At 72.1% G+C, this 12,550-nt stretch carries 12 protein-coding genes; 10 read left to right on the forward strand and 2 right to left on the reverse strand.

The window, feature by feature from the left end; translation table 11 throughout:
• Positions 1-2: 2 nt before the first annotated feature.
• A complete protein-coding gene (locus A5481_RS17750; protein ID WP_053082303.1) occupies positions 3-1,595 on the reverse strand; it encodes a gamma-glutamyltransferase in 1,593 nt (530 codons plus the stop codon).
• A gap of 270 nt (positions 1,596-1,865) precedes the next feature.
• On the opposite strand from A5481_RS17750, the gene A5481_RS17755 reads away from it, so the two are divergent.
• From A5481_RS17755 to A5481_RS17790, 8 genes are all read left to right on the forward strand, one after another.
• Positions 1,866-2,609, forward strand: coding sequence for a FadR/GntR family transcriptional regulator (locus tag A5481_RS17755; protein ID WP_064504101.1), 744 nt, complete (start codon positions 1,866-1,868; stop codon positions 2,607-2,609).
• 635 nt (positions 2,610-3,244) lie between these two features.
• Complete coding sequence (locus tag A5481_RS17760) at positions 3,245-4,348, forward strand: four-carbon acid sugar kinase family protein (protein WP_064504113.1); 1,104 nt, start codon at positions 3,245-3,247, stop codon at positions 4,346-4,348.
• A gap of 19 nt (positions 4,349-4,367) precedes the next feature.
• The gene (pdxA, locus tag A5481_RS17765) at positions 4,368-5,405 is read left to right on the forward strand and encodes a 4-hydroxythreonine-4-phosphate dehydrogenase PdxA (RefSeq protein WP_197514210.1); all 1,038 of its coding nucleotides are present in this window, start codon (positions 4,368-4,370) and stop codon (positions 5,403-5,405) included.
• Positions 5,402-6,529 (forward strand): iron-containing alcohol dehydrogenase, encoded by a 1,128-nt coding sequence (locus A5481_RS17770; protein ID WP_048433646.1) that lies wholly within the window; start codon positions 5,402-5,404, stop codon positions 6,527-6,529. The genes pdxA and A5481_RS17770 overlap by 4 nt, the downstream gene beginning before the upstream one ends.
• A gap of 11 nt (positions 6,530-6,540) precedes the next feature.
• A complete protein-coding gene (locus tag A5481_RS17775) occupies positions 6,541-7,458 on the forward strand; it encodes a dihydrodipicolinate synthase family protein (RefSeq protein ID WP_048433647.1) in 918 nt (305 codons plus the stop codon).
• Positions 7,459-7,738: 280 nt separating this feature from the next.
• Positions 7,739-9,157, forward strand: coding sequence for a sodium:solute symporter family protein (locus tag A5481_RS17780; RefSeq protein ID WP_048433648.1), 1,419 nt, complete (start codon positions 7,739-7,741; stop codon positions 9,155-9,157).
• 16 nt (positions 9,158-9,173) lie between these two features.
• Positions 9,174-10,370 carry a sialidase family protein gene (locus A5481_RS17785; RefSeq protein WP_048433649.1) on the forward strand — a complete coding sequence of 399 codons (1,197 nt, stop codon included), beginning with the start codon at positions 9,174-9,176 and terminating at the stop codon, positions 10,368-10,370.
• Positions 10,363-11,049, forward strand: a complete 687-nt coding sequence (locus A5481_RS17790) for an SDR family NAD(P)-dependent oxidoreductase (RefSeq protein ID WP_048433650.1) — start codon at positions 10,363-10,365, stop codon at positions 11,047-11,049. The genes A5481_RS17785 and A5481_RS17790 overlap by 8 nt, the downstream gene beginning before the upstream one ends.
• A gap of 40 nt (positions 11,050-11,089) precedes the next feature.
• Here the strand turns inward: A5481_RS17790 and A5481_RS17795 are convergent, their stop codons facing one another.
• On the reverse strand, positions 11,090-11,599 hold the full coding sequence (locus A5481_RS17795) for a Ros/MucR family transcriptional regulator (protein WP_048433651.1): 510 nt from the start codon (positions 11,597-11,599) through the stop codon (positions 11,090-11,092).
• Positions 11,600-11,938: 339 nt separating this feature from the next.
• On the opposite strand from A5481_RS17795, the gene A5481_RS17800 reads away from it, so the two are divergent.
• Positions 11,939-12,148, forward strand: a complete 210-nt coding sequence (locus A5481_RS17800) for a hypothetical protein (RefSeq protein WP_048433652.1) — start codon at positions 11,939-11,941, stop codon at positions 12,146-12,148.
• Positions 12,149-12,257: 109 nt separating this feature from the next.
• The gene (locus A5481_RS17805; RefSeq protein ID WP_048433653.1) at positions 12,258-12,461 is read left to right on the forward strand and encodes a hypothetical protein; all 204 of its coding nucleotides are present in this window, start codon (positions 12,258-12,260) and stop codon (positions 12,459-12,461) included.
• Positions 12,462-12,550 lie beyond the last annotated feature (89 nt).

The following is a 12,550-nucleotide window of genomic DNA, read 5'->3' on the forward strand; positions in this document are numbered from 1 at the left end:
CGTCACATCGCGGTCGCCGCCACCGCGGCCGACCACGGCGAGGCGACGTCGCTGCACCCCGTCGCGCTCCCGCCCTCGAGCCTCACGACGTTCGGGCAGGCGAAGTTGATCGGCAGGACGCCGTGCTCCACCACCGCGAGGGGGCCGGCCGCCGCGAGCGCGTCGCGCACCTCCGACGGGAGCCGGGCATCGGCGCTCGTCCCGTCCGGCCCCGAGACGTCGATGCGCGGGGCATGGGCCGCGTCCTGCTCCGTCATGCCGAAATCGAGCAGGAAGGCGAGGGTCTGGTACACGCTCGCCAGGATGCGCCGCCCGCCGGAGGAGCCCGCGGCGATGCGCGGGCCTTCGCCCGAGCGCGGCGTGACGATCACCGGGCACATGTTGCAGAGCGGGCGCGCGCCCGGGGCGATCGGGTTGGCGCTGCCGGGACGGGGATCGAACCACATCACGCCGTTGTTCATCAGGACGCCGGTCGTCGGCAGCACGACCCGGCTGCCCATCGAGGAGAGCAGCGTCGTCGTCATCGACACCATCATCCCGTCCCGGTCGACGACGGTGAGGTGCGTCGTGCAGGTCTCGCCCGGCTCTCCTGCGGCCCCCAACCCGTGGAGGCGCCGCGCATAGGCGTCGCGCATCACCCGCGAGAGCGCCGAGAACCAGGCGGCGCCGGGGCCGCCGGGGGCCCGAGCCACGCCGTCCATGCCGGCGACGACCTCGGCCAGGGTCGGCGCGGCGGTGAGCCCGCCGGCGGTGTGGACGAGGTGGTCGCCGCGCCAGGCGATCGTCGGCGCATCGCGGATCGCGGCACGGCAGCCGGCGAGGTCCGCGCCGTCGACGACGCCCCCCAGGGAGGCGATGTCGGCGGCGAGGTCGCGGGCGATCCCGCCCTCGTAGAAGTCGCGCAGTCCGGCCTCCGCCAGCCGCTCCAGCGTCCCGGGTAGCCGCCCGAGCGGCCGGAAGCCGGGCGTGCCCTGGTAGGGCGGCACCGGCGGCAACCCGTCCGGCAGGTAGATCCGCGCGCTCTCCTCGTAGAGCCGCAGCACCGCGGCCGAGGAGGCGATCTTGAGCGTCGTGAACCAGTCCAGGGCGAGGCCCCGGCGCGCCAGCGCCAGCGCGGGCGCCAGGAGCTCCGCCACCGGGCGGCCGGTCCCGAACGTCTCGTGCAGGGTGGCATAGCCCGCCACCGCCGAGGGGATGCAGAACGAGAGCGGCCCGTGGACGTTGCGGTCGCCCGCGACCTCCGGCCAGGTGAACAGGTCGCGCTTCTCCCGCCCGGTGAGGGGATAGTCCGCGGCCCGGGTGTTGCGGCTCGAGACCGGTCCGAAATCCACCACCCTGGCGCGGGCCGCGCCGGCCGGCAGCACCAGCGCGAAGCCGATGCCGCCGAGCCCGCTGTTCCAGGGCTCGACCGCCGCGAGCGCGAAGGCGGTGGCGACGGCCGCGTCGGCGGCATTGCCCCCCGCGGCCAGGATCGCCGCCCCGGCCTCGGCAGCCTCGCGGTTCTGGGCCACGACGATCCCGTCCCGGCCCGAGGCGACCGGCTTCGTAACGGTCCAGTTCTGCGTCCGGTAGGGCATGGGGTCGTGGGCCGGCATCCTGCGTCCTCCCGGGATTTCGTCGTTCTGGCATTCTTGGTTCTGGCATTCTTGGCGGCGGAGCATCGCCCGGCGGGGCGCGGGCGACCAACCCGCCCCGGGAATGCCAGACCCGCGACAACGCGCCTGACAACATTTAACAAGCTTGCGCTGCCTGGGCGGGACGCGGCATACTTGTCGACAGGTGGGCGGCCGAGGCCGCCGCCCCGGAAGGCCGTCCCCGCCCGGCCAGTTCCCGCAAGGCCAGTTCCCCCAAGGCCAGGAGAGTCCATGTCGTCGGCAGTTCAGGATCTCGTCGAGTCCGAGCCGGACACCGCGCGCCCGTCCGGCCTCGCCGACGGCGTCTATCACGGCCTCCTGACCGAGATCGCCGGCGGCACCTACGCCGAGAACCAGAAGCTGCCGAGCGAGAACGAGCTGGCTTCGCGCTACAAGGTCTCGCGCCCGGTGGTCCGCGCGGCGCTGGAGCGGCTGCGGCGGGAGAACGTCATCGTGTCCCGGCAGGGCGCCGGCAGCTTCGTGCGCGGGCAGGGGCGGGCGCCGGCCCTCGGCTACGCCCCGGTCGAGAGCATCGCCGACATCCAGCGCTGCTACGAGTTCCGCCTGACGATCGAGCCGGAGGGCGCCCGCTACGCCGCGCTCCGGCGCAACGCCGCCGCGCTGGCCCGCATCGGCGCCGCCCTCGACCTGATGAACACCGCGACGCGCCAGCAGCAGCACCGCGACGACGCCGATTTCGCCTTCCACCTCGCCATCGCCGAGGCCTCGAACAACCATTATTACGGCGCCTCGCTGCAGGCGCTGCAATCGCACATCGCCGTCGGCATGAAGATCCACGGCCTGGCGCTGCTCGGACCCAATTCCGGCCTGCAGGGCGTGCTCGACGAGCACCGCGCGATCTTCGCGGCGATCCGCGACGGCGACGCCGAGACCGCGCGCGACCGGATGCACCGCCACATCTGCTCGTCGCGCGACCGGTTGTTCGAGGGGCGGTTGCTGGATTTGTCGTTGTAATGGCATGATTACTCGAAGGTGGAATTTCGATTTTTTCCTCGATTCGGATGGCGTGATATTTCGTTCAACCGCATCAATATCGATAGGCTTCATCCAAGCGCGACTGTCCACGAAGATATGAGAAATTTATATTATAATTAGATCTTGTGGTCTTACGTTAAATGATATGCCGCCCGCAATTCCTGTCCCCGTAATTCCCGTCCAAGCAAAGGTAGAAAACCTCTTCCCTTCCCCCGTGTGGGAGAAGGGCCAGTCCGGCCGCCCGCCCGCATCCCAGGCCCCGGCCCGCCGCCGACCGGACCTACCCGCGCAACGCGATGATGCCGCACACCGCAACCGCTCGCTTGACAACCCCGCCCGCCCTCTCGTACCCCATAACAAGTTTACAACAAATTCGGCGCCGGAGCGGTGTCGGGCGGGAGGAGCGAGATGGCGGAAGCCCGTGGATGTGCGGATCGACCCCTTGACCCGGTCTTCCCGCTCCGCGCGCGACCGGGCGATCGACCGGCCGGCCGCCCCTATACCGGATTCCGACGCCCCCGCTATGCGGCCCCGGCGATGCTGCGGCTCGGCCTGAGCGGTGGAGTTGTCAGGTTGTCAACCAATTCCGTCGCGACCCGCCGCGCGTGACCGCCATGTCCGTCTCCCCGCCGACCCTGCGGCTGATCGCCGACGACCTCACCGGCACCCTCGACACCGCGGCCGGCTTCACCGGCCTCGTCGGGCCGGTCGCGGTCGCCTGGACCGGCGGGGCGGTTCCGGAGGCGGCCAACCTCGCCCTCGATACCGGCACCCGCGAGCGGGCGCCGGCGGAGGCGGGCCGGATCGTCGCTGCCGCCTCCCCGCTGCTCGCCGGCGCCGGCATCGCCTTCAAGAAGGTCGACAGCCTGCTGCGCGGCCCCTGGGCGGCGGAGCTCGCCGCCTGCCTCGGCGGCCGGCGCCACGTCGTCGTGGCGCCGGCCTTCCCCTATCAGGGCCGGCGCACCTGCGACGGCCGCCAGCTCGCCCGCGCGGGCGACGGGTGGCAGGCCGTGTCGGGCGACATCGCCGAGGCGCTGCGCGCGGCCGGCGTGCCGGCCCGCCGCGCCGACGTCGCGGAGGGGCCGATCGACGGCGTCGCGGTCTACGACGCGACGACGGAGGACGACCTCGACCGGATCGCCGCCCTGGGGCAGGGCGCGCCGGTCCTGTGGTGCGGCAGCGGCGGCCTCGCCGGGGCGCTCGCCCGCCGCCACGGTGCCCACCCGGCTCCGGGCGGCGCGGCCTTGCGCGGCCCGGTCCTCGGCCTGTTCGGCTCGGACCGGCCGGAGACGGCAGGCCAGCTCGCCCTCTGCCCGGAGCACCGGCTGGTGCTGGACGAGGGCGACCCGGCCGCGCCGGTCGCGGACCGGCTGGCCGCCGACGGCGTCGCCCTGGTGAGCCTCGCGCTGCCCGAAGGCACCCCCCGGGGCGAGGCCGCCGAGCGCATCGCCGCTGCCTTCGGGCGCCTCGCCCGCGCCCTGCCGCCGCCCGGCACCCTCGCGGTCGCCGGCGGCGAGACCCTGAAGGCGCTGTGCCTGTCGCTCGGCACCGAGGCCCTGGTCGTCACCGGCCAGGTCGCCCCCGGCCTGCCCCGCTCGCGCATGCGCGGGGGCCTGTGGGACGGCACCGACATCCTCTCGAAATCCGGGGCGTTCGGCACGCCCACGCTCTGGCGCGACCTGCTGCGCGAGAACGGCCTCCTCATGGAAAGGACTTGATCTTGGAAAGGACCCGCGCGTGACCCGCCACCTCGCCATCACCATGGGCGATCCCGCCGGGATCGGCCCCGAGATCATCGTCAAGGCCGCCCACAGGCTGCGCGATCGCCTCGCCGCCGGAGACCTGAAGCTCGTCGTCATCGGCAGCAACCCGGCCCTGAAGCGGGCGGAGCGCGCCCTCGGCCTCGACGTCGCGATCCCCGAGGTGTCGAGTGACGGCGACTGGCCGTCCCTGTGCTGCCTCCAGGCCGACGAGGAGGGCGCGCCGATCGAGCCGGGCCGGCTCAGCGCCGATGGCGGCCGCTTCGCCTACAAGGCGATCGAGCGGGCCGTGGGCCTCGCGCTCGACGGCACGATCGGCGGCATCGTGACGGCACCGCTCAACAAGGAGGCGCTGAACCTCGCCGGCTACCATTATGCCGGCCATACCGAGATGCTGGCCGAGCTCACCGGCGTGCGCGGCTCGGTGATGATGCTCGCCCACGGCAACATGCGGGTGAGCCACGTCACCACCCACGTGGCGCTCCAGGACGTGCCCAAGCGCCTGACGCCGGAGCGCCTGCGCCTCGTCATCGACCTCACCCACGCGGCGCTGACGGGCATCGGCCTCGAGAAGCCCCGCATCGCCGTCGCGGCGCTCAATCCCCATGCCGGCGAGGGCGGCCTGTTCGGCCGCGAGGACATCGACGTCAGCGCGCCGGTGATCGCCGGCAAGGTGGCGGACGGCCTCGACATCGTCGGCCCGGTCCCGGGCGACACGGTGTTCGTCAAGCTCCGGGCCGGCCAGTACGACGCGGTCGTCGCGATGTACCACGACCAGGGGCACATCCCGGTCAAGTTGCTCGGCTTCGAGGTCGATCCCGAGACCGGCCGCTGGGTCGACCTGTCGGGCGTCAACATCACCCTCGGCCTGCCGATCATCCGCACCTCGGTCGATCACGGCACCGCCTTCGACATCGCCGGCCGCGGCATCGCCAACGAGCGCAGCCTGATCGAGGCCATCGAGTACGCCGAGCGGCTCGCCGCGACTGCCACCACCCAGAGGAGCGCCGCGTGAACCCCCTCCACTCCCCCATCGAGATCGTCCGCCCCGACATCGCCTTCGGCTCCGGCACCGTCACGGATGTCGGCCGCCGCGCCCGGGCGATGGGCGCCCGCAACATCCTGGTCGTCGCCGACGCCTTCAACGCCGCCCGGGTCGATCTCCTCGACCTGCCCGGCGAGGTGCGGGTGTTCGGCGAGGTGAAGCCGGAGCCCGACATCCCGAACCTCGACCGGGCGCTGGCGCTCGCCGGGGAGATCGAACCCGATCTCGTCGTCGGCTTCGGCGGCGGCAGCGCGATGGATCTCGCCAAGCTCGTCGCGGTGCTGCCGGGCAGCGGCCAGACCCTGCACGAGGTCGTCGGCCCCGAGAAGGTGCGGGGCCGCCGCATCGGCCTGATCCAGGTGCCGACCACCGCCGGCACCGGCAGCGAGGGCGGCACCCGGGCGCTCGTCACCGACCCCGCGACCCAGAACAAGCTCGCGGTGCAGAGCCGCTTCATGCTGGCCGATGCCGCGGTGATCGATCCGGACCTCACCATGACGGTGCCGGCCGCCGTGACCGCCGCGACCGGCGTCGACGCCATGGCGCATTGCGTCGAGGCCTTCACCAGCCGCAAGGCCCACCCCCTGATCGACCTCTACGCCCTCGAGGGCATCCGCCTCGTCGGCCGCTTCCTGCCCCGCGCCGTGCGCGACGGGGGCGACCGCGAGGCCCGGGCCGGGCTGGCGCTCGCCTCGCTCTACGGCGGCTTCTGCCTCGGGCCGGTCAACACCACGGCGGGCCACGCCGTCGCCTATCCCCTCGGCACCCGCCACCACATCCCGCACGGCCTCGCCTGCGCGGTGATCTTCCCGCACACCCTCGCCTTCAACGCCCCGGCGGTGCCGGAGAAGACCCGTCAGGTGATGGCGGCCCTCGGCCTCCCCGAGACCGACGACGAGGCGGCCGTGGTCGCGGCGACGACGCGCTGGTGCGCCGATCTCGGCATCGCGATGCGCCTGTCGGCCCACGGGGTGCCGGCCGGCGACCTGCCCGCCATGGCGGCGGAGGCCCACGCCATCCGCCGGCTCCTCGACAACAACCCGCGCGAGATCGGCGAAGACCAGATCCTCGCCCTCTACCACGCGGCCGGCTGAGAGCGCTCGTCATGACCGATCCCGTCTTCCCCCGCGGCGTGTTCTGCGCCGCCCTGACGCCCCTCGACCGGGACCTGAACCCGCATTATTCGGCCTTCACCGCGCATTGCCGCTACCTCGTCGACGAGGGCTGCACCGGCGTGGCGCTGCTCGGCACGACCGGCGAGGCGAACTCGTTCTCGGCCGACGAGCGGATGCGCCTGCTCGAGGCGGCGCTCGAGGGCGGGGTCGCGCCCGCGCAGCTGATGCCCGGCACCGGCGTCGCGGCGATCCCCGAGACCGTGGCGCTCACCCGCCACGCCCTCTCGGTCGGCGTGACGACGGTCGTGCTGCTGCCGCCGTTCTACTACAAGGGCGTCTCCGAGGACGGCCTGATCGCGGCGTATTCGCGGATCATCGAGGGGGTCGGCGACGACCGCCTGCGGGTCGTGCTCTACCACATCCCGCAGATGTCCGGCGTGCCGATCCCGCACGGCGTCATCGCGGCCCTGCGCGAGCGCTTCCCCGGCATCGTCACCGGCATCAAGGATTCGTCGGGCGACCTCGCCCACATGACGGCGCTGGTCGAGCGCTTCCCGGGCTTCTCGGTGCTGGCCGGCGCCGACCCGCTGATGCTGCCGCTCCTGACGATCGGCGGCGCCGGGGCGATCACCGCGACCACCAACCTCTGCGCGAGAGACCTGCGCTTCGTCTTCGACCATCACGCCGATCCGGCGAAGGCGGACGAGGTCGCGGCGGCGCAAGCCCGTGTGGTGGCGACCCGCGAGCGCGCCTCGCGCTTTGCCCAGATGGCCTCGCTCAAGGCGCTCACCGCCGCGCGCACGGGCGATCCGGACTGGCACCGCCTGCGCCCGCCGCTGATGCCGCTTTCCGAGGCCGAGCGCGTCGCGCTGCTGGACTCGGGCGAGGGGCTCGCCCGGGCCTCCTGAGATCGGCCGGGAAACGGCGCGCCAAGATGCCGGTCCGGTCTCTCATCCCCATCACGGCCCCTTTCCCGGACGACTGAAGCGAAGCGGAAGGAGATCCGGGAACCAGCACGAAAAGTCGCGAAGCGTCCGTCCGTTCGCAACGTCGCGTCATACAGAGCCGCTTCGCGGCACTTCCTAGGCTGGATCCCGGATCTTCTTCCCCTGACGCTGCAATCGTCCGGGAAAGGGTGCGGGTCATGAAACAATCGACTCCCAAAAGCCTTATCCCGAGGACACGCCCATGCATGAATTCACCGAGGGCGAGAGCCTGACCATCGCGGTCATGGTGGTCGCCTACATCCTGTTCACCGGGTGGCTGACGCTGCGCCTGCGCAGCCGCACCAACGCCCAGTTCATGACCGCGTCGCGCTCGATGCCGGCCCTCGTCGTCGGCGTGCTGCTGATGTCGGAATTCGTCGGCGCCAAGTCGACGGTCGGCACCGCCCAGGAAGCATTCAATTCCGGCATCGCCGCCGCCTGGTCGGTGCTCGGCGCCTCGATCGGCTTCCTGCTGTTCGGGCTGCTGATCGTCCGCCGCATCTACGATTCGGGCGAGTACACCATCTCGGCCGCGATCGCGCAGAAATACGGCAAGTCGACCATGATGACCGTCTCGGTGATCATGATCTACGCGCTGCTGCTGGTGAACGTCGGCAACTACGTCAGCGGCGCCGCCGCGATCTCGACGGCGCTCCGGGTCAACATCCCGACCGCGATGTGCATCATCGCGGCGGTGAGCACGTTCTACTACGTGTTCGGCGGGCTCAAGGGCGTCGCCTGGGTGACGATCCTGCACAGCGCGATCAAGGTCGCAGGGATCGGCATCATCCTGTGGGCCGCGCTCTCGGCCACCGGCGGCATCGCCCCGATGCAGGCGGCGCTGCCGCCGGAATACTTCACCTGGGACGGCAAGATCGGCGGGGCCACCATCTTCGCCTGGACCTTCGGCACGGTGGGCGCGATCTTCTCGACCCAGTTCATCGTCCAGGCGATCTCCTCGACGAAGAGCGCGTCGGCCGCCCGCGCCTCGGCGCTCTACGCGGCGGCGTTCTGCCTGCCGCTGGGCCTCGTGCTGGCGCTGATCGGGCTTGCCGCCAAGACGCTCTACCCGAACATGAGCAGCCTCTACGCGCTGCCGATCTTCCTCAAGACCATGCACCCGCTGCTCGCGGGCGTCGTCACCACCTCGCTCGTCGCCTCGATCTTCGTCAGCGTCAGCACCGTGGCGCTCGCCATCGCGTCGCTGGTGGTGCGCGACTTCTACGTGCCGTACTGGAAGCCGGACCCGGCCCGGGAGCTGCGCATGACCCGGGTGTTCTCGCTCGTCATCGCGGTGGTGCCGCTGGTCTTCGTGTTCTTCATCCCGGAGATCCTGAAGCTGTCGTTCTTCACCCGGGCGCTGCGCCTGTCGATCTCGATCGTCGCGATGGTCGGCTTCTACCTGCCCTGGTTCGGCTCGAACCGTGGCGCGACGCTGGGGCTCCTCGGCGCGGCGCTCGCCACCACGGTCTGGTACGCGATGGGCAATCCCTACGGCATCGACAACATGTACATCGCCGCCCTCGCGCCGCTCCTCGTCATGGGGGTCGAGCGCCTGTTCCGCTGGGGCGACAAGGAGACCGCCAAGGTCGAGCCCGCCCGTCCCGCCACCACCGCCTGAACCCACGGAGACCCCCATGCTCGACACCATCGAGACATCGACCCGCACCGGCGCGGTCCAGCCCGTCTCCGGCGACCCCTTGCGCCGCGAGGCCTTCATCCCGAGCCCGTGCGTGCAGAACCACGCCGCCAACATCCTGGCGCTGCCGAACGGCGACCTCGCCTGCGTGTGGTTCGGCGGCACGCAGGAGGGCATGGCCGACATCTCGGTCTACGGCTCGCGCCTGCCGGCCGGCAGCGACACGTGGTCGGAGGCGCAGAAGCTCTCCGACGATCCCGCCCGCTCGGAGCAGAACCCGATCCTGTTCGACGCGCCGACCGGCGAGCTCTGGCTGATCTGGACCGCGCAGGTCTCGGGCAACCAGGACACCGCCTTCGTGCGCCGGCGGATCTCGCGCGACCACGGCCTGACCTGGGGGGCGATCGAGACCCTGTTCGCGCAGCGGGAGGGCTGCGGCACCTTCGTGCGCCAGCCGCCGGTGGTGCTGGAGAACGGCACCTGGCTCCTGCCGATCTTCCACTGCCCGAGCGTGCCGGGCGCGAAGTGGGTCGGCGACGACGACACCAGCGCGGTGATGCTGTCGTCCGACCAGGGCAGGACCTGGCGCGAGGTGGCGGTGCCCGGCAGTACCGGGGCGGTGCACATGAGCGTCGTGCCGCTGCGCGACGGCACGCTGCTGGCGCTGTTCCGCAGCCGCTGGGCCGACGCGATCCACGAGAGCCGCTCGACGGATGGCGGCGAGACCTGGTCGGCGCCGGTGCCGACGGTGCTGCCGAACAACAACTCGTCGATCCAGGCGGCCCTGCTGGCGAACGGCCACGTCGCCCTCGTCTACAACGCCGTCAACGCCGAGGCCGCGACCGAGCGGCGGGCCTCGCTCTACGACGAGATCGAGGACGAGGGCGAGGCGCCCGCCGCGACGCCCGCCGCGATCGATCCGGACAAGCGCACGGCGTTCTGGGGCACGCCGCGGGCGCCGCTGACGCTCGCCATCTCGCCCGATGGCGGCCGGACCTGGCCGCAGCGGCGCAACCTCGCGGTCGGCGACGGCTACTGCATGACCAACAATTCCCGCGACCGCTCGAACCGCGAATTGTCCTACCCGTCCGTGACCCAGTCGCCGGACGGCGCGATCCACGTCGCCTTCACGTATCACCGCCAGGCGATCAAGTACGTGCGGGTGAGCGAGGCCTGGGTGGCGGCCGGTGAGTGAGGCGGCGGACAGGCACGCCCTCGTCACGGGGGCGAGCTCCGGCATCGGCGCCGCGATCGCGGCGCGGCTCCTCGGCGAGGGCTGGCAGGTGACCGGGGTGAGCCGGGGGGAGGGCGGGCCCGCGCATCCGCGCTACCGCCACCTCGCCCTCGATCTCTCGGACCTCGACGCCATCGCGCCGGCGCTCGGCGACATGCGGGTCGACGCCCTCGTCCACGCCGCCGGGCTCCTGCGCGTCGGCCGCCTCGGCGAGGCGGACCCGGCGGACGGGGCGAGGATGTGGCGGCTCCACGTCGAGGCGGCGACGCGGCTCGCCGACGTGCTGGTGCCGCGCATGGCGGAGGGCGGCCGCGTGGTCCTGATCGGCAGCCGTACCGCCACCGGGGCGGCCGGGCGGGGCGCCTACGCGGCCTCGAAGGCCGCGCTCGCGGGGCTCGCCCGCTCCTGGGCCGCCGAGCTGATGCCCCTGGGGATCACCGTCAACGTCGTCGCCCCGGCGGCGACCGAGACCCCGATGCTGAGCGATCCCGCCCGCGGCGGGCTCGCGCCGAAGCGTCCGCCGCTCGGACGGTTCATCCGGCCCGAGGAGGTGGCGGCGGCGGTCGCCTATTTCCTGTCGCCGGAGGCGGCGGCGGTGACGGGCCAGCAGCTGGTGATCTGCGGCGGCGGCTCGCTGTGAGCCGCCCGGTCCCCCGTCCGCGATCTCCGGACGGGCGGGCTCAGCCGTTGCCGGCGGCCTCGGCCTTGCGCGGCCGGCCCCGGCGCGCCGGGACCGCAGGCTCGGCCTTCGCCTCGGCCTCGGCCCGCTGCGCCGCGGCGCGCTCGCGCCGGATCTGGCCGAGGCCCAGGCTCTTGGCGAGCTCGGAGCGCTGGGCGGCGTAGGTGGCGGCGACCATCGGGTAGTCGAAGGGCAGCCCGAACTTCTGGCGGTATTCGTCCGGCGTGAAGCCGCGCGTCGTCAGATGGCGCTTCAGGCTCTTGTACGGCTTGCCGTCCAGGAAGCTCGTGATGCTGTCCGGCGTCACCGATTTCCGGATCTGCGCCGCGGTGACCTTGTGATCCTCCTCGGGCGCCGCCGCCGGCTGGCCGAGACCGGTCAGCGAGGCGTGTACCGATGCAATCAGGCCGGGCAGATCAGCCGGGCGCAGGTTGTTGTTCGAGACGTAGGCGCCGACGATGTCGCTCGTCAGCTCGATCAGCGGGGATGTGGGGGGAGCAGCGTCGTCCATTTTCTCTTCCGATTACCAACCTCCTCCGTGATGGGCGCCGCTCGTTGCAAGGTCAATCGTCAAGATTGAACAATTCGCAGATAACAAGGAACGGGGGACCGGTCGCCCCGAAGATCCGTCGTCGCGGATGGCGGCGCGCGGGTCCGCCCCCGTCCGGAAAACATTGTGACGCGATACCTGAGTACCGTATCGCCCATGACGGACGACCGCGTCGCATCGGTGGATGAACCGACGGACGGCCAAGCTCGAACCGTCGCCGCCTTCGGCCGTTCGCTTGCGGGACGGCGTGCCGGGTCCCGTGCGGGACACCCCGGCGGACACGAAGCGGGAGCACGGATCATGGAGTTCGGACGCAGGTCGGATCGGTTCGGGCGCGTCGTCGAGGTCGGCCTCTGCGGCCAGGCCCGCTACGCCCGGATGGCGAGCGGCGAGACGATCTGGTGGGGCTCGGAGGAGGACGTGCCGGACCGGGTGGCCCTGGCCGCCGCGGCCGCGCGCGACGCGGCCGAGCGCCGGCGGGGGACGGGGGGCGGACGGATGCCGGCCTGAGCGGTGAGCGGGCGCGAGCCAGGCGCCGAGAAGCCGCGCCGCCGGCCCTCGGCACCGGAGTTTCCGCCCCCGGCTGGAAATGCGCCCGGCTCGCCCCTATATGGGTGGCATGTCAGAGAACAGCTCCACTCCCTACACCATCGAGATCTCCCCCATCACCAAGCCGGCCGGCCAGTACCAGTGGGCCATTCGCCGGAACGGCAAGCTCATCGAGCGCTCCGATCGTCCGCATCCGACGGAAGCCAAGGCCGAGGCCAGCGCCCTCGCCGCCGTCGAGCGCAGCATGCACTCCGCGACCAGCGGCCGCTGGTAGGCAGCCGCGCCGCCGGACCGATGGTCCGGCCCTCCCGCATGTCTCATTGCCCGGGACGGGTGGGGTCGCTCAGGCCCCGCCCGTTTCCG

This window comes from Methylobacterium platani (genome assembly GCF_001653715.1).
Lineage (GTDB): Bacteria > Pseudomonadota > Alphaproteobacteria > Rhizobiales > Beijerinckiaceae > Methylobacterium > Methylobacterium platani.

Excerpts from the sequence above, each read along its gene's own strand:
- A5481_RS17750 (WP_053082303.1), bottom strand. The coding sequence starts at position 1,595 with ATGCCGGCCCACGACCCCATGCCCTACCGGACGCAGAACTGGACCGTT.
- A5481_RS17755 (WP_064504101.1), top strand. The coding sequence starts at position 1,866 with ATGTCGTCGGCAGTTCAGGATCTCGTCGAGTCCGAGCCGGACACCGCG.
- A5481_RS17760 (WP_064504113.1), top strand. The coding sequence starts at position 3,245 with ATGTCCGTCTCCCCGCCGACCCTGCGGCTGATCGCCGACGACCTCACC.
- A5481_RS17775 (WP_048433647.1), top strand. The coding sequence starts at position 6,541 with ATGACCGATCCCGTCTTCCCCCGCGGCGTGTTCTGCGCCGCCCTGACG.
- A5481_RS17780 (WP_048433648.1), top strand. The coding sequence starts at position 7,739 with ATGCATGAATTCACCGAGGGCGAGAGCCTGACCATCGCGGTCATGGTG.
- A5481_RS17785 (WP_048433649.1), top strand. The coding sequence starts at position 9,174 with ATGCTCGACACCATCGAGACATCGACCCGCACCGGCGCGGTCCAGCCC.
- A5481_RS17795 (WP_048433651.1), bottom strand. The coding sequence starts at position 11,599 with ATGGACGACGCTGCTCCCCCCACATCCCCGCTGATCGAGCTGACGAGC.
- A5481_RS17800 (WP_048433652.1), top strand. The coding sequence starts at position 11,939 with ATGGAGTTCGGACGCAGGTCGGATCGGTTCGGGCGCGTCGTCGAGGTC.
- A5481_RS17805 (WP_048433653.1), top strand. The coding sequence starts at position 12,258 with ATGTCAGAGAACAGCTCCACTCCCTACACCATCGAGATCTCCCCCATC.